The 20358-nt window shown below is 70.5% G+C and carries 15 protein-coding genes; 10 read left to right on the top strand and 5 right to left on the bottom strand.

From position 1 onward, the window contains the following. Positions 1-49 precede the first annotated feature (49 nt). Positions 50-1441, top strand: a complete 1392-nt coding sequence (locus tag VF697_RS00820) for a glycosyltransferase family 39 protein (RefSeq protein ID WP_331091261.1) — start codon at positions 50-52, stop codon at positions 1439-1441. On the opposite strand, the gene VF697_RS00815 is transcribed toward VF697_RS00820, so the two are convergent. Together VF697_RS00815 and VF697_RS00810 are read right to left on the bottom strand one after the other, a co-directional pair. After that, on the bottom strand, positions 1438-3252 hold the full coding sequence (locus tag VF697_RS00815) for a methyl-accepting chemotaxis protein (protein ID WP_331091259.1): 1815 nt from the start codon (positions 3250-3252) through the stop codon (positions 1438-1440). The two genes, VF697_RS00820 and VF697_RS00815, sit on opposite strands and share 4 nt — an antisense overlap. A 130-nt stretch (positions 3253-3382) precedes the next feature. Continuing rightward, positions 3383-4147, bottom strand: a complete 765-nt coding sequence (locus tag VF697_RS00810) for a hypothetical protein (protein WP_331091257.1) — start codon at positions 4145-4147, stop codon at positions 3383-3385. Positions 4148-4266: 119 nt separating this feature from the next. Between VF697_RS00810 and VF697_RS00805 the strand changes: the two genes are divergently transcribed. Further along, a complete protein-coding gene (locus VF697_RS00805; RefSeq protein WP_331091255.1) occupies positions 4267-6486 on the top strand; it encodes a DPP IV N-terminal domain-containing protein in 2220 nt (739 codons plus the stop codon). 92 nt (positions 6487-6578) lie between these two features. On the opposite strand, the gene VF697_RS00800 is transcribed toward VF697_RS00805, so the two are convergent. The 3 genes from VF697_RS00800 to VF697_RS00790 all read right to left on the bottom strand — a co-directional run bounded on the left by VF697_RS00800 (position 6579) and on the right by VF697_RS00790 (position 11033). Further along, a complete protein-coding gene (locus tag VF697_RS00800) occupies positions 6579-6782 on the bottom strand; it encodes a cold-shock protein (RefSeq protein WP_047860205.1) in 204 nt (67 codons plus the stop codon). Positions 6783-6928: 146 nt separating this feature from the next. Then, the gene (gene odhB, locus VF697_RS00795) at positions 6929-8152 is read right to left on the bottom strand and encodes a 2-oxoglutarate dehydrogenase complex dihydrolipoyllysine-residue succinyltransferase (protein WP_331091249.1); all 1224 of its coding nucleotides are present in this window, start codon (positions 8150-8152) and stop codon (positions 6929-6931) included. Next, positions 8142-11033: a 2-oxoglutarate dehydrogenase E1 component gene (locus VF697_RS00790; RefSeq protein WP_331091248.1), complete on the bottom strand. Its 2892-nt coding sequence runs from the start codon at positions 11031-11033 to the stop codon at positions 8142-8144. The genes odhB and VF697_RS00790 overlap by 11 nt, the downstream gene beginning before the upstream one ends. 253 nt (positions 11034-11286) lie before the next feature. On the opposite strand from VF697_RS00790, the gene fabI reads away from it, so the two are divergent. The 8 genes from fabI to VF697_RS00750 all read left to right on the top strand — a co-directional run bounded on the left by fabI (position 11287) and on the right by VF697_RS00750 (position 20169). Then, positions 11287-12123 (top strand): enoyl-ACP reductase FabI, encoded by an 837-nt coding sequence (gene fabI / locus VF697_RS00785; protein ID WP_331091246.1) that lies wholly within the window; start codon positions 11287-11289, stop codon positions 12121-12123. 147 nt (positions 12124-12270) lie between these two features. After that, on the top strand, positions 12271-12648 hold the full coding sequence (locus VF697_RS00780) for a response regulator (protein WP_309893521.1): 378 nt from the start codon (positions 12271-12273) through the stop codon (positions 12646-12648). 13 nt (positions 12649-12661) lie between these two features. Then, positions 12662-13528, top strand: coding sequence for a response regulator (locus VF697_RS00775; RefSeq protein WP_331091241.1), 867 nt, complete (start codon positions 12662-12664; stop codon positions 13526-13528). Then, complete coding sequence (locus VF697_RS00770) at positions 13525-14751, top strand: CheR family methyltransferase (protein ID WP_331091239.1); 1227 nt, start codon at positions 13525-13527, stop codon at positions 14749-14751. The genes VF697_RS00775 and VF697_RS00770 overlap by 4 nt, the downstream gene beginning before the upstream one ends. Continuing rightward, positions 14748-15293 (top strand): chemotaxis protein CheW, encoded by a 546-nt coding sequence (locus tag VF697_RS00765; protein WP_331091237.1) that lies wholly within the window; start codon positions 14748-14750, stop codon positions 15291-15293. The genes VF697_RS00770 and VF697_RS00765 overlap by 4 nt, the downstream gene beginning before the upstream one ends. Then, complete coding sequence (locus VF697_RS00760) at positions 15283-17448, top strand: hybrid sensor histidine kinase/response regulator (RefSeq protein ID WP_331091236.1); 2166 nt, start codon at positions 15283-15285, stop codon at positions 17446-17448. Before VF697_RS00765 ends, VF697_RS00760 begins: the two co-directional genes overlap by 11 nt. Then, a complete protein-coding gene (locus VF697_RS00755; RefSeq protein WP_331091234.1) occupies positions 17445-18515 on the top strand; it encodes a chemotaxis protein CheB in 1071 nt (356 codons plus the stop codon). Before VF697_RS00760 ends, VF697_RS00755 begins: the two co-directional genes overlap by 4 nt. A 118-nt stretch (positions 18516-18633) precedes the next feature. Next, positions 18634-20169: a methyl-accepting chemotaxis protein gene (locus tag VF697_RS00750; protein WP_331091263.1), complete on the top strand. Its 1536-nt coding sequence runs from the start codon at positions 18634-18636 to the stop codon at positions 20167-20169. Positions 20170-20358 lie beyond the last annotated feature (189 nt).

Raw genomic sequence — 20358 nt, 5'->3', positions numbered from 1 at the left:
TTCTCCTTCAGCGGCGGGCAGGTGACGGAGTTCCGGCCCTCGTTCCTCGATGCTCCGCTTTAGGTTCACGGCAGACCCCGCGAGGCTCGCCGCGCTGGGGGCGTTCCTCTCGGTGCTGGTGGCGGCGCTCGCGCGGGGCCGGGTCCACCCGGATGAGGTCTTCCAGTTCCTGGAGCCGGCCCATGGGCTGGCCTTCGGCTACCGCGTGGTCGCCTGGGAGTGGGTGGAGGGCCTGCGCAACTGGGCCGTGCCTGGAGTGCTCGGGGGGCTGCTCGTGGTGTGCCGGGCCGTCGGGCTCGAGCACCCGTGGGCGATGGCCGCGGTCGTCTGGTGCGCGTGCGCCGGAGCGCAGGCCGTGGGCACGCTGTGGCTGTTCCGGCTCGTGGAGGAGCGGGACGGCCGCGAGGCGGCGCTCCTGGCCGCGGGCGTCCATGTCACCTGGGGCGGGTTCCTCCTCTACGCCGCGAGGCCGATCGGAGATGTGCTGAGCGTGGTGCCCCTGCTGGGGGCGCTGCTCTGGGCGCGGCGCGCTCGCGACCGGGGAGGGTTGCGCGAGGGGCTGTGGAGCGGCGTACTGCTGGGGCTGGCCTTCGTCATCCGCTATCCCTCGGCGGTCTTCGGCGTGCCCCTCGCCGTGAGCCTGCTGGGGGCCCGGCGCTGGCGCTCGCTCGCGGGCCTCGCCGTGGGGACGGGCGCGGTGCTGCTGGGGCTCGGAGTGCTCGACTGGCTCACCTGGGGAGCGCCCTGGTTCTCCGCCTGGCGCTACTTCCACTTCAACATCGCCAGTGGCTCCTCGGCGTCTCACTTCGGCCGGCAGCCGGCGTGGTGGTACGCGCCCATCTTCGCCGGCATGGCGCCCCTGCTGCTCCTCTGGCACTTCCTGCGCGGGCTGGCCCGGAGAGACGTGCTCGTGGGGGCCTTCGTCTTCTACCTCGGGGTGGTGAGCGCGCTCGGGCACAAGGAGGCGCGCTTCCTCGTGCCGCTGCTGCCTCTCTTCATCGCCCTCGCCGCTGGCCCCGCGGCGCAGGACCTCTCCCGGCTGTCGGGCAGGCGCGCGGTGCTGAGGCTCCTGGCGGGCCTGTACGTGCTCTCCTCCGTCGCGGCGGCCTCCGTGCTCTTCCCGCTCGGCCTGCGCCAGGGCGTGGTCGATGCCACCGTCTCCGCGGGCAGGGACGCGTCCCTCACCGGTTTCCTCATCGCCGGTCCGCCCGAGTGGAACACCGGGGGCCGCTTCTACCTGCACCGGGACGTGCCGCTGTTCGTGAGCGCCGGACGCCCCGAGGAGGAGCTGCGCGAGCGGCTCGCGGACGCACGGTTCTCCCATGCGCTCGTGGATGGCAAGGCGGTGGAGGAGGACGCCCTGCGCGCGGCCGGGTTCTGCCTCCAGCGGCGGTGGGGCCCGGTAGCGCTCTGGAAGCGCTGCCCGGCCCCGCGCTCCTAACCGTTGATCTGGTACTTCCGGGCGATCTCCGTCACCTCGCGGGTGACGGCCTGGAGCGTCTCGGTGGCCTGGAGCGTGGTGTCCAGCCGCTTGAGCGTCTCGTCCATTCCCGAGGAGATGTGGGCGATGGCGTTGAAGATGTGCGAGATGCCCGCGTTCTGCTGGTTCACCGCGGAGGCGATCTGCCGCACGGCCGCGGCGTTCTCCTGGATGATGAGCGACATCTCGCGCAGGTTGTTGCCCGAGGACTTCACCATCTCCAGGCCGCCCTCCACCTGTTTGGCGCCCTCCTCGCTCATGGAGACCACGTCGCGGATGGCCGTGCCGATGTCCAGCAGGCTCTTGCGGATGAGGGCGTTCTCCCGGATGGTCTGATCGGCCAGCTTGCGAATCTCACTGGCGACCACGGCGAAGCCCGCGCCCTGGTCTCCGGCGCGTGCGGCCTCGATGGAGGCATTGAGCGCCAGCAGGTGGGACTGGTCGGCCAGGTCCTTCACCGTGACGGCGATGCTGGCGATCTTCGTGGCGCTCTCCTGCAGCCGCAGCACCTTGCCGCGGATGCCGTCCACGAACTCGCGGATGGTGTTCAGCCCGGACAGCGTCTGCTCGATGGCCTCTTCGCCGTACTGGCCGAGCTGCTCGGCGTGACCGGCCACGCTCAGCACGCTCTCGGCCTTGTGGGACGCCAGCTCGGAGGTGGTGCGGATCTCCTCCGAGGTGAGGTGGGCCTGCTGGAGCATGGCGGCCTGCTCGGTCAGGCTCTGGCGCTGCTGGTTGCTCGCGGAGCCGAGCGCCGTGCCCGCCGAGAGCAGCAGTCGGGACGAGGCATGCAGGCGGGTGGGAATCTCCTGGAGCCGCTCGAGGACCGTGACCATGCCCGTCGCGAGGTCTCCAATCTCATCGGTGGAGGCCCAGAGGGGCGGGAAGGGGGTGCCGTTGGCCAGCGCCTCGATGGCCTCCTGGAGCGCCGCCGTGGCCCGCACCTGCCGGCGCGCCAGCATCCAGGCGGAGAGCGAGGGGACGAGGAAGATGAAGGCCCCCAGCGCCACGAGGGACGGGCCCAACGTGGAGAGCAGGGAGTCACTGAAGCCCTGAAGCTTCGCGGCGATCAGCTGGGCCTGGTCGGGGGCGAGGGTGGGGTCCGCGAGGAGGGCCTTCACCTGGGCGTCGCGCAGGTCGAGGGTCTGCACGAAGATGACCAGTCCGGTGAGCACCAGGGTGCTCGCCAGGGTGGCCCCGAAGGCGTAGGGCAGGTACCAGCGCTGCCTCGGCCAGAAGACGCCCTGGCCGCTGGCGCGCGTGCGCAGGCGGTTGCGCTCCTCGAGCACGAAGGGCATCAGCAACCGTTCGAGCTTGATACCCACCGGCAGGGACAGCACCTGGCCGAAGGTGGCGGCGGCGAGGAGGCCCGCGCCCGCCAGCAGCGGGGACTTGCCGAACCAGATCACCTGGGGAACGGTGAGCAGGATGCCGCCCACGAGGGACGTGACCTGCGTCCCCATGAAGGCGAGCTTCCAGGGCAGCATCTGCAGGCGGATGAGGCGCTCGCGCGGAGGCTCGCCGGGGACGGAGTGGAAGCCCCGGCGCAACAGCGCGGAGAGACCCATCCACGGCAGGAGGATGCCCGCCACCACGAAGACGGGGGGCAGCAGGTAGAGGAGGGGTCCGAGGATGTCCTCTGCCGACAACCCGAGCGACAACCCGAGGAGGTAGGCCCCAATGGGCGTGGCGGGAGCGATCCACGCCATCACGGTGAGGAGGGTCCGTCGGAGGAGCTGCGGGGGGACCGTCTGCGGGGGAGAGCCGTTCATGAGGCGTGGCCATTCTCCCAGAGGGAGGGGTGGCGGGGGGAATCACGGGGGAGCGAGCGCGGCGCCTGCCTGGGTGCTCTTCTGGCGGCCAGATGGTAACGCGGCTCGGCGTCGAAGTGGGATATGAGCACTAAGGAGGCTCCGTTCCGAGCAATTCCCGGAAGAGAATCTCCGCCGCGTCCCGGAAGAGCTCTCCCGAGGCCAGCAGCCCCCCGCAGTGGTGCGGCTCCCTCGCCAGTGTGAGCGCCACGCACTTTGCGAGTACCGCCGCCCAGAAGGCTTCCGAGTCAGGTGGGAGGAGGTACTCCCGGATGACGCTCCGCGGCCAGGGGAGCACCGTCGTCGGATCCGCGTCGCTCAGGCTGGTGAAGCAGTCCAGGTCCACGTCCAGCAGCACGCGCCCGGCGGCCTCCAGCACTTCGCGCACCGCGTCACCGGGCGCGGGCGAGAGGAAGGCCTCCGCCGCCCGGTCCACCGTGGGCACCACCACCAGCCGGTGCGAGCGCCCTCGCGTGTCCACGTACACGTCCCCCGCGAACGTGCCCCGGGGCCGCCCCCGGGCGATCACCAGCGCATCGCCCACCAGCCCCGCCTCCATCGCCGCCAGCACGTGGTCGTAGTTGCGCACGTCCAGCGCCCAGCGCGCGTGCTCGTCCAGGGCCCTCAGCCCCGCGGAGCGGTCCGGCACCGCCTCGGGCGCCACCGGCACCACCAGGTCCAGGTGCCGGTCCAGCGTCACCAGCAGCGCCGCCGGCCCGTCCTCCAGCGCACAGGCCCACGCGGGCAGCGCCAGCCGGTGCGGATCAAACACGTACGCGTCCGCGGGCCCCCGACTGCCGCCGAGCGACAGCCGGATGACACCCGCCAGGCGGAGATGTCTCTGGGAATCATCCATCAGCGGGAATATCCGTTTCCGCGCCGCACTTTGCGGGCCGCGCGCCGCCAGGAGTGTAGGCTGCGCGCGGCTCCTACCCAAGAAGGAGGCATCGCCCGTTCCACGGGCGCCCGTCCCGCATGCGCATCCTGCTCGCCGCGCTCCTGACCCTCGTGAGCGCTCCTGTCCTCGCCCAGCCGCCGCAGCCCCCAGCCAAGACCATGAACGCCTCGCAAGACGCCTTCCTGCGGGACTACGCGGAGACGCGCCGCTTCATGAGCGGACGTCCCGTCAACCCCCGCCTCACCCCCGACGAGAAGACCGTCCTCTTCCTGCGCGGCCAGCCCCGCGCTCCCGTCCAGACGCTCTTCGCCTTCGACGTGGCCTCCGGAGAGACGAAGGAGGTCCTCACCCCCGAGGCCATCCTCAAGGGCTCCGAGGAGACGCTCTCCCCCGAGGAGAAGGCCCGCCGCGAGCGCATGCGCGTGAGTGCCCGGGGCTTCACCAGCTACCAGCTCTCCGAGGACGGCTCGCGCATCCTCGTGCCGCTCTCCGGCAAGCTCTACCTCGTCGAGCGCGCCACCGGGAAGTCCACCGAGCTGAAGACAGGGGAGGGCGTCATCGACCCGCGCTTCTCCCCCGACGGCCAGCAGGTGGCCTACGTCCGGGACAACGACGTGTTCCGCCTCGAGCTGGCCACCAACAAGGAGCGCCGCGTCACCACCGGGGGCACGGCGGCGAAGACCCACGGCCTGGCCGAGTTCGTCGCCCAGGAGGAGATGAGCCGCTTCTCGGGCTGGTGGTGGAGCCCGGACGCGAAGTCCATCGCCTACACCGAGTCCGACACCGGGGGGGTGGAGAAGCTCTCCATCATCGACGTGATGCACCCCGAGCGCGGCGCCGAGGACTACTCCTACCCGCGGCCGGGCAAGTCCAACGCGAAGGTGCGCCTGGGCATCACCCCCGTCACCGGCGGCAAGACGGTCTGGGCGCAGTGGGACGCGGAGGCGTACCCCTACCTCGCCACCGTGGTGTGGCCGAAGCGGGGCCCCCTCACCGTGCTCGTGCAGAACCGCACGCAGACGGAGGAGAAGCTGCTCGCGGTGGACGTGGCCACCGGCAAGACGCGCGAGCTGCTCACCGAGAAGGATGAGGCCTGGCTCGAGCTGGAGCAGACGTTCCCCCTGTGGCTGGAGGATGGCAACAGCTTCCTCTGGTACACCGAGCGCAACGGCGGCCCCGAGCTGGAGCTGCGCAACGCCGACGGCAGCCTCGCGCGCTCGCTGGTGAAGCCGGACGCGGGCTTCCGCAACCTCGCTCGCTACGTGGAGAAGGAGCGCACCGTCTACTTCGTGGGCGGCCCCAACCCCTCCGAGAGCTACCTGTGGCGGGTGAAGGAGGGCGGCGCGCCGGAGCAGGTGCGCCCCGGCACCACCGGCCCGGCCGTCGAGGGCGGGAGCGTCTCCCGGTCCGGCGACCTCTTCATCATCAGCCACTCGAGCCCCACCAGCATGCCGCGCACCTACGTGTCGCGCGCGGACGGCACCCGCGTGGGCGAGCTGCCCTCGGTGGCCGTGGAGCCCTCCTTCACCCCCGTGGTGGAGTTCCGCGAGGTGGGCCCGCTGAAGTTCCAGTCCTCGCTGGTGCGCCCGCGCAACGCCAGGCCCGGCCAGAAGCTGCCCACCATCGTCGAGGTGTACGCCGGCCCCACCGTCACCGTCGTCCACAAGAGCATGGCCGCCCATCTCCTCTCGCAGTGGATGGCGGACCAGGGCTTCCTCATCGCCCGCTTCGACGGCCGCGGCACCCCGCTGCGCGGCTCGAAGTGGCAGCGCGAGGTGCACCTGGACTTCTCCGGCGTGACGATTGAGGACCAGGCCGCCGCCGTCCAGGCGCTCGCCGCCGTGGTGCCCGAGGTGGACCTGCAGCGCGTGGGCATCGAGGGCTGGAGCTTCGGCGGCTACGCCTCCGCGCTCGCCGTCCTCAAGCGCCCGGACGTCTTCAAGGCCGCCGTGGCCGGGGCCCCCGTGGTGGACTGGCTCGACTACGACACCCACTACACCGAGCGCTACCTCGGCCTGCCCCAGCAGCACCCCGAGGCCTACGAGAAGAGCTCGCTGCTCACCTACGCCCGGGACACCAGCAAGCCGCTGCCCCCGCTGCTCCTCATCCACGGCACCGCGGACGACAACGTCTACTTCTTCCACACGCTCAAGCTGTCCGACGCGCTCTTCCGCGCCGGCAAGCACCATGAGCTGCTGCCCCTCAGCGGCCTCACCCACATGGTGCCCGATCCGCTCATCACCCAGCGCCAGTACGAGTGGGTGATGAACCACTTCAAGCGCCACCTGGCGAAGTAGGGGCGGGCGCCCGCAAAGAGAAAGGCCCGGCTCCCTTTGGGGAGACCGGGCCTTTTTCCGAGGCCACTATCCGTACGGAGTGGCTCGGGACCTCAGGCGGCGCGAACGTTCTGCGCCTGCAGGCCCTTGGGGCCCTTGGCCAGCTCGAACTCCACCTTCTGCCCCTCGGCGAGGGTGCGGAACCCATCCATGTTGATGGCGGTGTGGTGGCAGAAAACGTCCTCGCCCCCGCCGTCCTGCACGATGAATCCAAAGCCCTTCGCGTCGTTGAACCACTTCACGGTACCAGTCGCCATTGTGCTTCCTCGTCAAAAGCCGGCTTGCGGCCAGCTGATCTCCCGTCCCCCGACTGCCGGGTGACGAGCGGGGATTTAAGCGGGCAGCCGAGCGCCTGTCTAGCCGGCTGCCCTGTTTTTCCTGGGTGGTGCCGTTTAACCGGTTTTCAAATTTCCAGCAGGAGCCGAGTGGGGTCCTCGATGCACTCCTTGACGCGCACGAGGAACTGTACCGCCTCGCGACCGTCGATGAGCCGGTGGTCGTAGGAGAGGGCGAGGTACATGATGGGCCGGATGACGACCTGGCCGTTGCGGGCCACGGGGCGGTCCACGATGTTGTGCATCCCCAGGATGCCCGTCTGCGGCGGGTTGAGGATGGGGGTGGAGAGCATCGAGCCGAAGGTGCCCCCGTTGGAGATGGTGAAGGTGCCCCCCTGCAGCTCGGCGAGCGTGAGCTTGTCGTTGCGAGCGCGCGCGCCGTAGTCGCCGATCTTCTTCTCCAGGTCGGCCAGCGACAGCGTGTCCGCCTCCCGGACGACGGGCACCACGAGGCCGCGCGAGCCGCTCACCGCCACGCCGATGTCGTAGTAGTGCTTGAAGACGACGTCCTCGCCGTCGATCTCCGCGTTGACCTGGGGGAAGGCCTTGAGGGCCTCGACGGCCGCGCGCACGAAGAAGCTCATGAAGCCCAGCTTGATGCCGTGCTTGGCCTGGAACTTCTCGTTGTACTGCTTGCGCAGGTCCATCACCGCGCCCATGTCCACCTCGTTGAAGGTGGTGAGGATGGCGGCGGTGGACTGGGCCTGGAGGAGACGCTCGGCCACGCGGCGGCGCAGCGGCGTCATCTTCACGCGCTCCTCGCGGTCGGCGCGCGGGCGCGGGCCGGAGGGAGCGGGGGCCGGAGCCGGAGCGCGCTGGGCGGGAGCCTCGGCCGGGCGGTTGAGCTGACCGAGCACGTCCTCCTTGGTGATGCGGCCGCCGGTGCCGGAGCCCTTGAGCTGGCCCACGTCCACCTTGTTCTCCTCGGCGATCTTCTTGGCGGTGGGCGTGATGCGCGCATCGTTCGTCGCGGACGACGCGGTGGCGGGAGCGGCGGCCGCGGCGGGAGCCGGAGCGGCGGCGGCGGGAGCGGCCTTCGGAGCGGAGGCACCGGCCCCGGCCTCGATGGTGCCCAGCACGTCGCCCACGCGCACCTTGTCGCCCTCGTTGAAGGCGATGGTGAGCAGGGCCCCGCCGGCGGGAGCGGGGACGTCGACGGTGACCTTGTCGGTCTCGAGGACGACGAGCGGCTCGTCCGCGGTGACGGCGTCACCCTTCTTCTTGTTCCACTTCCCGACGACGGCTTCAGTGATGGACTCGCCCAGGGGCGGGACTTTCAGATCAACGGCCATTCTTGGTTCCTCGGAGGATGGCTTCCTCGACGATGAGCTGCTGCTCCAAATTGTGCGTCTGGTAGAAGCCGGTGGCGGGGCTGGCGGCTTCCGCGCGCCCGATGTAGCCCACCTTCAGGGGGTTCTGGCCTCGGGCCGCGACCAGGTCATGCAGGCGGGGGAACATGAAGTGCCAGGCGCCCGAGTTGCGAGGCTCCTCCTGGACCCAGAGGAGCTCGGCGAGCTTGGGCATCTTCGCGACGAGCCCCGCCAGCTCGTCGAAGGGGAACGGGTAGAGTTGCTCCACGCGCACGATGGCGATGGTGTCGTCCTTGCGCTCGTCCCGGGCCTTGACGAGGTCGTAGTAGACCTTGCCGCTGCACAGCAGCAGCCGCGTCACGCCGGCCGGGTCCACCTTGTCGAGGATGATCTCCTGGAAGGTGCCGGTGGTGAGCTCGTCCAGCTTGCTCGTCGCCTCGGGGCGGCGCAGCAGGCTCTTGGGCGACATGATGACGAGCGGCTTGCGCAGCGGGCGCAGCACCTGGCGGCGCAGCAGGTGGAAGATCTGCGCGGGCGTGGTGGGGTAGACCACCTGGATGTTGTCCTCGGCGCTCAGGTCGAGGAAGCGCTCCAGGCGGGCGCTGGAGTGCTCCGGGCCCTGGCCCTCGTAGCCGTGGGGCAGCAGCAGCGTGAGGCCGCTGAGCCGACGCCACTTGGTCTCCGCCGCGGCGATGAACTGGTCGATGATGATCTGCGCGCCGTTGGCGAAGTCGCCGAACTGGGCCTCCCAGATGACGAGCCCGTCCGGCACGTCGAGGCTGTAGCCGTACTCGAAGCCCAGCACGCCCATCTCGGACAGGGGGCTGTTGACGACGTCGAAGCGGGCCTGGCCGGTGGAGAACTGGCTGAGGGGCGTGAACTTCTCATTCGTCTTCACGTCGTGCAGCACGGCGTGGCGGTGGCTGAAGGTGCCGCGCTCGCTGTCCTGGCCGCTCAGGCGGATGGCGTAGCCCTGGGAGAGCAGCGTGGCGTAGGCGAGCGACTCGCCCTCGCTCCACTGCAGCTCCTCGGTCTGGAGCATGCCCTGGCGCTTCTTGAGCACCGTGCGCTCCACGTCGCGGTGGACGTTGAAGCCCTCGGGCACCTCGGCCAGGCGCTTGAGGGCGCCGCGCAGCGTCTCCTTGTCCACGGCGGTGGACACCTGCGGCGCGCCCTTGTGCTGTCCGCCCTTGTAGGGCTTCCACAGGCCCTCCAGCGCGCTCGGCTCCTTGAACTGGCTCTCCGCGCGGGCGCGGGTGAGCGCCGCGTCGAACTCCTGCAGGCAGCGCTGCTTGAGCGCCTCGGACTCGTCCGCGGGGATGCGGCCCTTGTCCGCGAGCTGCTGCGCGTAGAGCGTCCGCACCGTCGGGTGCTTGCGGATGATGTCGTACATCGACGGCTGGGTGAACGAGGGGTCATCGCCCTCGTTGTGGCCGTAGCGGCGGTAGCAGACGAGGTCGACGACGACGTCGCTCTTGAAGGTCTGCCGGTACTCGGCCACCAGGCGCGCCACGTGGACGCACGCCTCCGGGTCATCCCCGTTCACGTGGAAGATGGGGACGTCGAGCATCTGCGCCAGCGCCGTGGAGTAGATGGAGCTGCGCGACTCCTCGGGGTCGGTGGTGAAGCCCACCTGGTTGTTGATGACCAGGTGCATCGTGCCGCCCGTCTCGTAGCCCTTGAGGCGCGAGAGGTTGAGCGTCTCGGCCACCACGCCCTGGCCGATGAAGGCCGCGTCGCCGTGGATGAGCACCGGCATCACCCGGGTGCGGCCGGTGTCGCCGCTGCGGTCCTGCTTGGCGCGCACGCGCCCCTCCACCACCGGATCCACCGCCTCCAGGTGGCTGGGGTTGAAGGCCAGCGACAGGTGGATGCTCTGCCCGCCGCGCGTGCCGTGGTCCGAGCTGAAGCCCATGTGGTACTTCACGTCGCCGCGGCCCATGTGCTCGCGGGGATCCCTCGGGCCCTCGAACTCGCTGAAGATCTGGTCCGGCTTCTTGCCCAGGATGTTCGTCAGCACGTTGAGGCGGCCGCGGTGGGCCATGCCGATGACGACCTCCTTGAGGCCCATGTCACCGCCCACCTCAAGCACGGCGTCCATCATGGGCACCAGGGCCTCGCCGCCATCGAGCGCGAAGCGCTTGGCGCCGACGAACTTGGTGTGCAGGAAGTTCTCGAAGCCCTCGGCGTAGGACAGCTTGGTGAGGATGTGGCGCTGCTCGTCCACCGTGAAGTCCGTGCGGTTCTCGGTGTACTCCATGCGCCGCATCAGCCAGCGCCGCCGCTCGCTGTCGAGCATGTACATGAACTCGACGCCGATGGAGCCGGTGTACGTGCGGCGCAGCCGGCCCAGCAGGTCCTTGAGCTTCACCCGGGCCTGCTCGAAGACGCCGGTGCTCTCCACCTGCTGCTCCTGCTCGGCGGTGGAGAAGTGCGCGTCGTCCACCATGCCGATGTCCGCCACGTGCTCCAGCGGCGGGCGTGGGCGGCCCAGCGGATCCAGGTTCGCGCGCAGGTGGCCGCGCAGGCGGAAGGCCGAGATGGCCTGGTCCACCCGGGCCTGCAGCTTCATGTCCTGCTCGAAGGCCACCGTGGGCGCCGTCTGCGGGGCCAGCGCCACCGCGCCGCCGTTGCCCTCGGCCTTGGGGGCCTTGCCGCCCTTGCCCTCCTTGCTGGGGACGATCGGCGCGGGCGGCTCGATCAGGGTCTTGTTGTAGATGGGACGGCCGGCGCCGTCGTTGCGCTCGAAAACCTCGCGCCAGCTCGGGTCCACGCTGGCCGGATCCTCGAGGTAGCGCGCGTAGAGCCCCTCGATGAAGTCGATGTTTCCGCCGGAGAGGTACGAGTCCTGGAAATTCGCCATGGCGCGCTGTCTTTTACTGGAAGGCCGCCCCGTTGGGGGGTTTTCGGCACGATTTGTTGAAAGAGGAGCCCGGGTTTCCCGTCTGAGTCCACCTGGGGGGAGCAGGAGGATTCATGCGCCACGTGAGCGCAACTTCAGGACCCCCGGATTCCCTGGAGAAGTGGATTCGAGCGTCTTCTGGCTGCCCCGGACCTCCGGGAGTGGTAAACCGCCCGGACTTCCACGCTTCATACCTATCCGGAAAGGCCTTCGCATGCTGCTGCAGGGCAAGAAGCTCCTCATCACCGGCGTGCTCACCCCCCAGTCGCTCGCCTACGGCGTGGCCGAGCACGCGCTGGAGCAGGGGGCGGACATCGTTCTCACCGGCTTCGGCCGCGCGCGCTCGCTCACGGAGCGCAGCGCGAAGCGACTCAAGGCGGGCACCGAGGTGCTGGAACTGGATGTCACCAACCCCGCCCACTTCCCCGCCCTCACCGAGGCGCTGCGCCAGCGCTGGGGACGGGTGGACGGCGTGCTGCACTCCATCGCCTATGCCCCCGAGGACGCACTGGGCGGCAACTTCCTCAACACCCCCTGGGAGAGTGTCCAGACGGCGTTCCGCGTCTCGACCTTCTCCCTCAAGGAGCTGGCCGTGGCGGCGATGCCGCTGATGACCCAGGGCGGCTCCATCGTCACCCTGGACTTCGACAACCGCGTGGCCTGGCCCATCTATGACTGGATGGGCGTGTGCAAGGCCGCCCTGGAGGCGACGGTGCGCTACCTCGCCCGGGACCTGGGCCCCAAGGGCATCCGGGTCAATGCCCTGGCCGCCGGCCCGCTGGCCACCATCGCGGCCAAGGGCATCCCCGGCTTCAAGTCCCTCGAGAAGGGGTGGGGCGCTCAGGCCCCCCTGGGGTGGGATGCCCGCACCAGCCATGACATGGTGGCTCGCACCGCGTGTGCGCTTCTCTCCGACTGGCTGCCCTCCACCACGGGAGAGATGGTACATGTGGATGGCGGCTACCACGCCATCGGGGCACCCCCGGTGGACACCCGCGCCGACGAGAAAGAGGGGGGCGGCGAATCGGGAACCCCGCCCTCGGCTGGTTGACCGCTTCCCGGCGGGACGGGCTCGGTTTTCCGTCTCGCCCTAGAGTTTCGAGCGCCCCCGCTTTTGCTGGATGGCGGGGTCAAGATACAGTCTCCACCGTTTCTTCACCCGGGTCCCGATCTTCGTGCCCCGGCAGGAGCCCTGGGTTTGAGCGCCAACATCCTCCTCGTGGATGACAGCCCGACCGTTCGCAACATCCTCAAGATCTATCTCATGAACCTGAAGATGGGGTTCGTCGAGGCAGAGGATGCGACTCGGGCGTTGCAGCTCCTCCGGCTGGTGCCGGTGAAGCTCGTCATCGCGGATATCAACATGCCGGGCATGGACGGCATCACCTTCGTGAAGCAGGTGCGCCAGAGTCCTCTGACGCACGTGCGAGACGTTCCGGTCATCCTGCTCACTGGCGAGCGGGGCGGCGACCTGCGCCAGCGGGGAGTCGAGGCCGGAGCCAACGCGTTCATCAACAAGCCGGTTTCCCATCACGACCTGACGGAAACCGTGCGCAAGTTCCTGGCCCAGAACTGAGAGCCAAGCCGTCGTGAGCCTCCCGTCCCTGCTCCTTGTCGATGACAGTGATGCCATCCTGGCGCTCGAGCGCGCCATCCTCTCTGGCCATTACGCGCTGAACACCGCGAGCAATGGCAAGGAGGCGCTCGAGAAGGTCAACCGTGTCCAGCCCGCAGCCATCCTGCTGGATCTCTCCATGCCGGAGATGGATGGCGATGAGGTCCTCAAGCGGCTGAAGGCGGACCCCACCACTTCCCACATCCCGGTCATCATCATCTCGTCGGAAGCGGCGCGGGCGGAGGCGTGCCTGTCGCTGGGCGCGGAGCTCTTCCTGGCCAAGCCCTTCCGCGCCGACGAGCTGCTGACGGCGGTGGAGAACGCCCTGGAGAACGCGCGGCGCCGGGCCCGGGTGGGCTCCATGGCGCTGCTGCGGCTCACGGTGGGAGGCCTGGAGTTCGCCATCCCGCTGGAGTCGGTGCGCCAGGTCATCCTCCAGCCCGCCACGCGCCAGCTGCCGCTGGGGCCGGCGTACATGTCCGAGTTCTTCGAGCTGCGGGGCCAGCCGGTGTGCGTGCTGGACCTGGCGCGCCGGCTGGACGTGGAGCACCGCGAGGTCATCGAGGAGCGCAAGCTCGTCATCCTGGAGATCGACGAAGTGCTGCTGGCGCTGAGCGTGGACGCGGTACAGGACCCCGAGGAGTACCAGTCCTCGGACATCGAGCGGCGTGAGCGCGTCGGAGGCTCCGGACACGGGGCCCTGCGCGACACGCTGATGGGCATGCTCCGGGCCGGAGAGCGCTCGGTGCCCATCTTCGATCCGAGGGCCTTCGCCACGCAGGAACTGCTGCGCGAGGCCATCGACGTGCTGCGGCCGGCGGGGGTGGAGCGCAGCGCATGAGTACGGGAGTGGAGCCGCAGCAGGTGCTCGCGCGAGCGCGCGAGGTTGTCTCGTCGTGCACGGGTTTCCGCGACACGGCCATTTCGCCCACGGCGGTGGACCGCGTGGTGCGCGCGGAGCTGGCGCGGGGCCGTTCCGCCGCGGAGCTGATGGCGGAGCTGCAGCGTCCGGGCACGCCGCTGGCCCGGGCGCTGTTGGATGCCGTGCTGGTGGGAGAGACGTACTTCTTCCGCCACCCGGAGCAGTTCCGCTTCCTCGCTTCCGAGGCGGTGCCCGCGGCGTTGCGCCGGGGCAACCTCGTGCTGCGCGGCTGGAGCGCGGGCTGCGCCTCCGGTGAGGAGACCTACTCCATCGCCGCGTGCCTGCTGGGCATGGCGCCTCCGGGCGTGCGCGTGGAGGTGCTCGGCACCGACCTGCACGAGGGTCGCCTGGAGTACGCGCGCCGGGGCACCTACGGGAACTGGTCCCGCCGCGAGGCCGGGCCACTCCTCTATCCCCTCTACCACGACATCGCCGAGGGGCGGGTGAGCGTGATGGACAACGTGCGCGCCGTCACCCGCTTCGCCCAGGGCAACCTGCTGGAGCCCCTGGCGGAGAGCTTCGGCAGCTTCGACGTCATCTTCTGCCGCAACGTGCTGACGTACTTCTCGCCGGACGCGGTGCAGACGGCGCTGGGGCACCTGGCGCGTGCGCTCGTCCCGGGCGGCTTCCTGCTGCTGGGCACGGTGGAGGTGGACCATCCTCCCGCGGGGCTGGTGCGCGTGGGCGCTCCGGAGCTGCAGGCCTTCCGCCGGCCGATGCCGCAGGAGCAGGTGCCTCCGCCCCGTCCCGCCTACCGCGAGCCCGAGCCCGTCCGCGTGGCCATGCGCGTGCCGCCGCCGCCCGCGCGCACCCCGCCGCCCGCTCCCGCGCCGGCTCCCTCGCCCGTGCGCCTGCATCTCGAGGCGCTCCAGAGCATCGAGGGCGGTGACGCGGCCGGTGCCGCCTCCACCCTGGAGAAGCTGCTGGAGCAGTTCCGCGACTACATCCCCGGCATGCTGGAGCTGGCCCTGCTGCGCGAGCGCGCGGGTGCTCGCGAGGCTGCCTTCGCCCTCATGCACACCGTGCGAGACATCGCCGCCCGGCTTCCGCCGGATCTGATCATCCAGGGGCCAGAGCCGCTGCCGGCCCGCTTCTATAGGGCGTCCGCCGACGCCTTCCTCACGCTGGGAGCCATCGAATGAGTTCCAACCCCCGAGGCCCCGAGGAGATCCAGAATCCCGAGGTCCGCACCCTCCTCGACGAGCGCGCGACGCGCCTGCGTGGGCGCGCCGAAGGGACGGTCGACGAGACCGTCATCATGGTGGCCGAGTTCCCCCTGGGCGAGGAGCGCTACGCGCTGCCGCTGGAGTCGCTGCGCTCGGCGCTGCCGCTGCGCCTGGTGACGCCCGTGCCCCTCTCCCAGCCGCACGTCATCGGCGTGCTGCGCTACCAGGGCTCGGTGCTCGCCGCGCTCAGCCTCGCCGCGCTGCTCGGTGGCCACGGCTGGCGGCAGGACCCCGCCGTGCTGCTCGTGGTGGAGCGCGGTGACGGAGAGCTGTGCGCCCTGGACTGCGAGGCCATCCCCCGCCCGCTCAGCCTGCCCGCCGCGGCCGTGGAGGCCGCGCGTGCCCAGACGGATGGACCGGTGGTCGAGGTCCCCATGAACAACAACCGCCAGATCATCCACCTCATCGACCTGCCGCGCCTCTTCGCGCGCGGCGCCGGGGCGCGCAATGTCGGTTGACCCCATGCTGCAGAGCCTCGTCGCCGGTTTCTCGGGCGAGGCGCAGGAAGTCTGTCAGAAGGTCACCCTGGACCTGCTCGAGCTGGAGCGGGAGGGCATCGACAACGAGGCGCTGGCCAAGGTGTACACCCGCCTGGCGCGCCACCTGCACACCCTCAAGGGCAGTGCGGCCAGCCTCGGGTTGCAGGACCTGAGCTCCATCGCCCACAAGCTGGAAGATGCCCTCGCGCCGCTGCGCAAGGACATCACGCCCATGCCGCGGTCCATGGTGGACATGCTGCTGCACGGGTTGGACCTGTTCCTGCTGCGTGCCCAGGCGCATGCCGAGGGGCGCGGGGATTCGCTGCCGGATCCAACGGCCGCCCTGGCCCAGCTCGTGGCGGAGGCACCGGCGCCCGAGGAGGCCGCGGGTGGCGCCCACCATGCCCCCGAGGCCGCGGCCCATGCGCCCGTGAAGGCCGCGCCCGCCGCCGCTCCGTCCCAGGCCGCGCCGTCGACCCTGGCGGACGACTCCGACGCGGACGCCGGCTGGCGCGTGGCCGCCCACCAGGTGACGGCGCTGATGCGCGAGGTGGAGCGCCTGCGCGAGTTCCGCATGCGCCTGGAGGACCGGCTCCGCGACATCTCCAAGGCCGTGGAGCTGCTGACGGCCCGCGAGCTGCTGGCTCCCACGGCCCGGGCCCGCGCGGTGCTGGCGAGCGTGAACGCCGGCGTGCGCTCGGACGGCCACGAGGCCTCGGACATCGTGGACAGCCTCGAGGAGGGCCTCAAGTCCATCACCACGCGCCCGGTGCGCACCATCCTCGAGCCGCTGCAGCGCATGGTGCGCGACCTGTCGCGCCAGCTGGGCAAGCAGGCCCGGCTCTCCGTGGTGGGCGCCGAGGTGTCGCTGGACCGCCGCCTGCTCGAGAAGCTCAAGGGCGCCATGGTGCACCTGCTGCGCAACGCGGTGGACCACGGCATTGAAATGCCCGACGAGCGCGAGCGCTCCGGCAAGCACCACGAGGGGGCCCTCACCCTGCGCGTGGAGCAGCAGGGCAACATCCTCGTGATGGAGCTGAGCGACGATGGGCGCGGCATCGACGTGGCGCAGGTGCGCGCGTCGGCCGAGCGCAAGGGCCTCATCACCTCGGACGAGGGCGCGCGCATGCACGAGTCGCAGGTGCGCGACCTCATCTTCCGCCCCGGCTTCAGCACCCGCACGGACGTCACCGACACCTCGGGCCGCGGCGTGGGCCTGGACGCGGTGCGCTCCGCGGTGGAGTCCATGCAGGGCCGCATCGAGGTGGTGAGCACCAAGGGCTCGGGCACCCGCTTCATGATGACGATCCCCATGGAGCTCGGCAGCTCGCCGGTGCTCACGGTGCGCGCCATCGACACGACGGTGGGTCTGCCCATGCTGGCGGTGGAGTCCACCCAGCTGGCCTCCAAGGACAACCTGCGCATCGGCCGCCTGAAGACGCAGCTGGACTACAACGGCCAGCTCGTCCCGGTGGTGGACCTGGGCGCCCGCATGGGCCTGCGCGCCTCGGCGCCTCCCTCCGAGGGCGCCCCGCTCATCATCGTGCAGAGCGGCGGCAAGCGCATGGCGCTCGCGGTGGACGCGGTGGTGGGTGACCGTGACCTCGTCATCCGCCCGCTGCCCGCCGAGGTGCGGGACGTGCCCGCCTACCAGGGCGCGGCCATCCTCAGCCGTGGCGAGCTGCTGCTCATCCTTCGCCCTGGCTGGGTGGTGACCGAGGCCGCTCCGGCCGCCGTCGCCATGCCGCAGAGCCGCCGGGCCCTGGTGGTGGACGACTCGCTCACCGCCCGCGCGCTGCACCGCGCCATGCTGGAGGCCGGTGGCTTCACCGTGCACCTGGCCGCCAGCGGCGCCCGCGCCCTGGAGCGGTTGCAGACGGAGACCTACGACGTGATCATCTGCGACCTGGAGATGGAGGAGATGAACGGAACCGAGCTCATCGCGAAGCTGCGCACGCAGCCGGACACGAGCAACGTCCCGGTCATCCTCGTCTCCGCCAATGACAGCGCCGGCGCGCGTGCGCGAGGCCTGTCCGCGGGTGCGGACGGCTACCTCAGCAAGCGGGAGTGCGCCGCCGGCCGCCTGCTGACCGAGGTGCTTGACGTGATGAGCCGGAGAGGGGCGCGGGCATGAGCAGCGACAAGGCTCCCATCCGCGTGCTGGTGGTGGACGACTCGCCCACCATGGCGGACGCCGTCAGCGCGCTGCTGACCGACGACCCACGCATCGAGGTGGTGGGTCGGGCCAACACCGGCAGTCGGGCGGTGACGCTGGCGCGCCTGCTGCGCCCGGACGTCATCACCATGGACCTGCTGATGCCGGACCTGGACGGCCCGGCGGCCATCGCGGCCATCATGGCGGAGGCGCCCGCGCGCATCCTCGTGGTGAGCGCCGTGGCGGATCAGCGCAACCTGGAGGTCTGCTTCCAGGCGATGAGCGCGGGCGCGCTGGAGCTCATCGGCAAGCCCACCGTCTCCAGTGGCGAGGAGCTGCGCCGCTGGGGCCGTCAGCTCTCCGAGTCGGTGTGCCTGATGGCGGAGGTGCCGGTCATCTCCCGCCGGCTGCGCGTCGCCACCCCGCCGCCGCCCGCCACGGGGGCCCGGGTGGACATCTTCGGCATCGCGGCCTCCACCGGTGGCCCGCCGGCGCTCTCGGAGGTGCTCTCGCGCCTGCCGGGGGACCTGCCGGTGCCCATCGTCATCGCCCAGCACATCACCGAGGGCTTCACCCCGGGCATGGTGCGCTGGCTGTCGCAGGTGACGCCCCTCAAGGTGGCCATCGCCCGCGAGGCCGAGAAGCTGGAGCCCGGCCGGGTGTACTTCCCGCTGGACGGGCACGACATGACGGTGGAGGGCAACGGGGTGGTGCGGCTGACGCGCACGCGCGGCGGACCGTGCCCCTCGGGAGATCTGCTGCTCACCTCGCTGGCGCGCACCTATGGCAGCCGCGCCGGAGGCGGCGTCCTCACCGGCATGGGCGAGGACGGGGCGCGCGGCCTGGTGGACATCAAGAAGGCCGGCGGCGTCACCTTCGCCCAGGACGAGGCCACCTCGGTGGTCTTCGGCATGCCCCGGGTGGCCATCGAGTTGAAGGGAACGGACCGGGGTGTGCCCCTGTCCGCCATCCCGGACATCATCCGCGTGAGCTGCCGTCGCGGCCCCACGCCCAACCGCCCCGCAGGTCCGGAGGGCATCGCTTGAACCATTCTCCCCACAGGCCGCTGGCGCTGGCCTCGACCCTTCCCGCTGAGGAGCTTTCGTGAGCCCCAACGCCACTTCGAATCAATCCCTGGGCATCGGTGCCAAATTCATCGTCGTCATGGTGGCCGTCAGTGTGGCCATCGCGCTCCTGCTCAGTGCCGTCGCCGCCCAGCGACTGGGGAGCAACCTGAGCGACAGCGCCGTGAGCGAGGGCAAGGCGATCGCCCTCGGCTTCTCGGCGGCCGCCGAGCGGGCCTCGGCCGACGGTGCCACCTCGCTCCAGCCCCTGCTGGACACGTTCCGCGACGCCGACAGCGTGCGCTACCTCTACGTGGTGGACGGCGCCAACAACGTGCTCGCCCACACCCTCTCGGGCGAGTTCCCCAAGGCGCTGCTCGAGGCCAACCCCCTGCGCACCGGCGAGCTCACCAACGGTGAGCGCGTGAAGGTCCAGGAGTCGGTGGAGGTGACGATCGACGGCAAGCGCCTGAGCGTCATCGACGTGGCCGCGCCCCTCACCGGGGGCTTGCGCGGTGTGCTGCACGTGGGCCTCACGCACGAGCGCATCAGCGGTCAGGTGGCCCGGCTGTGGCTCGCCATGATGCTGCTGGGCCTGCTCATCGTCTCGCTGGGCGCCGCGGCGACGTCCTTCCTCAGCCGCTCCATCGTCAGGCCGCTGCGCGAGCTGACGGATGCGGCCGCCCACATCGTCGAGTCCGGCGATCTCACCCGCCCCATCCAGGTGCAGGGAGGCTCCGAGGTGGGCCAGCTCGCGCACTTCTTCACGCAGATGGTGGAGCGGCAGCGCACGGTGGTGCAGAACCTCCAGCAGGCCGCCGAGGCCCTCAACGCCTCCACCGAGCAGCTCAACAGCTCCGCCGCCGAGCAGTCGCAGACCGTCTCCCGCCAGGCCTCGGCCCTCCAGGAGACGCAGGTGACGGCGCAGGAGATCCGCCAGACGAGTCTCCTGGCCGCCCAGAAGGCCGACTCGGTGCTCTCCGTGGCCGAGCGCGCCGACGAGCTGAGCCGCGCGGGCGAGGCCGCCCTGGAGCAGACGCTCACCGGCCTCAACGACATCCGCACCCAGGTGCAGGAGATCGCCGCGAAGATCCTCGAGCTCGGCGAGCGCACGGTGCAGATCGGCAGCATCACCCAGACGGTGAAGGACCTGGCCGACCAGTCCAACATGCTGGCGCTCAACGCCGCCATCGAGGCGGTGCGCTCGGGCGAGCACGGCAAGGGCTTCGGCGTGGTGGCTCGTGAAATCCGCGCCCTGGCCGACCAGTCCATCGAGTCCACGGACCGCGTGCGCGAGCTGCTGGACGATATCGGCAACTCGGTGGGCATGGCCGTGCGCATCACCGAGCGCGGCTCGCAGCGCATGGAGGCGGGCCTGGAGCAGGTGCGCACCTACGGCAAGAACCTGCGCGAGCTGTCCGGCATCATCCAGGACAACGCCTCGGCCGTGCGGCAGATCGCCGCCGCCGTGGGTCAGCAGAACGTGGGCATCAACCAGATCACCACCGCCGTGAGCGACCTGTCCAAGATGATGGACGAGACCGTCTCCCGCATCGGTGCCACGGGTGAGGCCGCCACCACGCTGCAGATCATCGCCGACCAGCTCAGCAGCGCGGTGAAGAGCTACCGCGTCTAGTCGTCCTTCGGCGCCAGAAAGCACCCAGGGCCAGGGGAGGGGAGACCCTCCGACCTGGCCCTTCGTGTTTCCAGGCTTCCGCGCCGCCTACGCCGCGGGAGCGGGCTCCGGGGTGGTGACGGCCTTGAGCTTCAGGCCCTCGCCCTCCACGTCGAAGCGCGCGGTGCCGCCATTCTTCAGCTCGCCGAA

It is taken from the genome of Archangium sp., from assembly GCF_036388035.1.
Taxonomy (GTDB): domain Bacteria; phylum Myxococcota; class Myxococcia; order Myxococcales; family Myxococcaceae; genus Archangium.
This window is presented reverse-complemented; position numbering and strand designations above follow the sequence as displayed.

What these genes read in the sequence shown, in the direction of transcription:
- VF697_RS00750 (WP_331091263.1), top strand. Translation starts at nt 18,634, where the DNA reads ATGGTGGCCGTCAGTGTGGCCATCGCGCTCCTGCTCAGTGCCGTCGCC.
- VF697_RS00800 (WP_047860205.1), bottom strand. Translation starts at nt 6,782, where the DNA reads ATGGCGACTGGTACCGTGAAGTGGTTCAACGACGCGAAGGGCTTTGGA.
- VF697_RS00765 (WP_331091237.1), top strand. Translation starts at nt 14,748, where the DNA reads ATGAGTTCCAACCCCCGAGGCCCCGAGGAGATCCAGAATCCCGAGGTC.
- VF697_RS00815 (WP_331091259.1), bottom strand. Translation starts at nt 3,252, where the DNA reads ATGAACGGCTCTCCCCCGCAGACGGTCCCCCCGCAGCTCCTCCGACGG.
- VF697_RS00820 (WP_331091261.1), top strand. Translation starts at nt 50, where the DNA reads ATGCTCCGCTTTAGGTTCACGGCAGACCCCGCGAGGCTCGCCGCGCTG.
- fabI (WP_331091246.1), top strand. Translation starts at nt 11,287, where the DNA reads ATGCTGCTGCAGGGCAAGAAGCTCCTCATCACCGGCGTGCTCACCCCC.
- VF697_RS00810 (WP_331091257.1), bottom strand. Translation starts at nt 4,147, where the DNA reads ATGGATGATTCCCAGAGACATCTCCGCCTGGCGGGTGTCATCCGGCTG.
- VF697_RS00805 (WP_331091255.1), top strand. Translation starts at nt 4,267, where the DNA reads ATGCGCATCCTGCTCGCCGCGCTCCTGACCCTCGTGAGCGCTCCTGTC.
- VF697_RS00770 (WP_331091239.1), top strand. Translation starts at nt 13,525, where the DNA reads ATGAGTACGGGAGTGGAGCCGCAGCAGGTGCTCGCGCGAGCGCGCGAG.
- VF697_RS00760 (WP_331091236.1), top strand. Translation starts at nt 15,283, where the DNA reads ATGTCGGTTGACCCCATGCTGCAGAGCCTCGTCGCCGGTTTCTCGGGC.
- odhB (WP_331091249.1), bottom strand. Translation starts at nt 8,152, where the DNA reads ATGGCCGTTGATCTGAAAGTCCCGCCCCTGGGCGAGTCCATCACTGAA.
- VF697_RS00790 (WP_331091248.1), bottom strand. Translation starts at nt 11,033, where the DNA reads ATGGCGAATTTCCAGGACTCGTACCTCTCCGGCGGAAACATCGACTTC.
- VF697_RS00755 (WP_331091234.1), top strand. Translation starts at nt 17,445, where the DNA reads ATGAGCAGCGACAAGGCTCCCATCCGCGTGCTGGTGGTGGACGACTCG.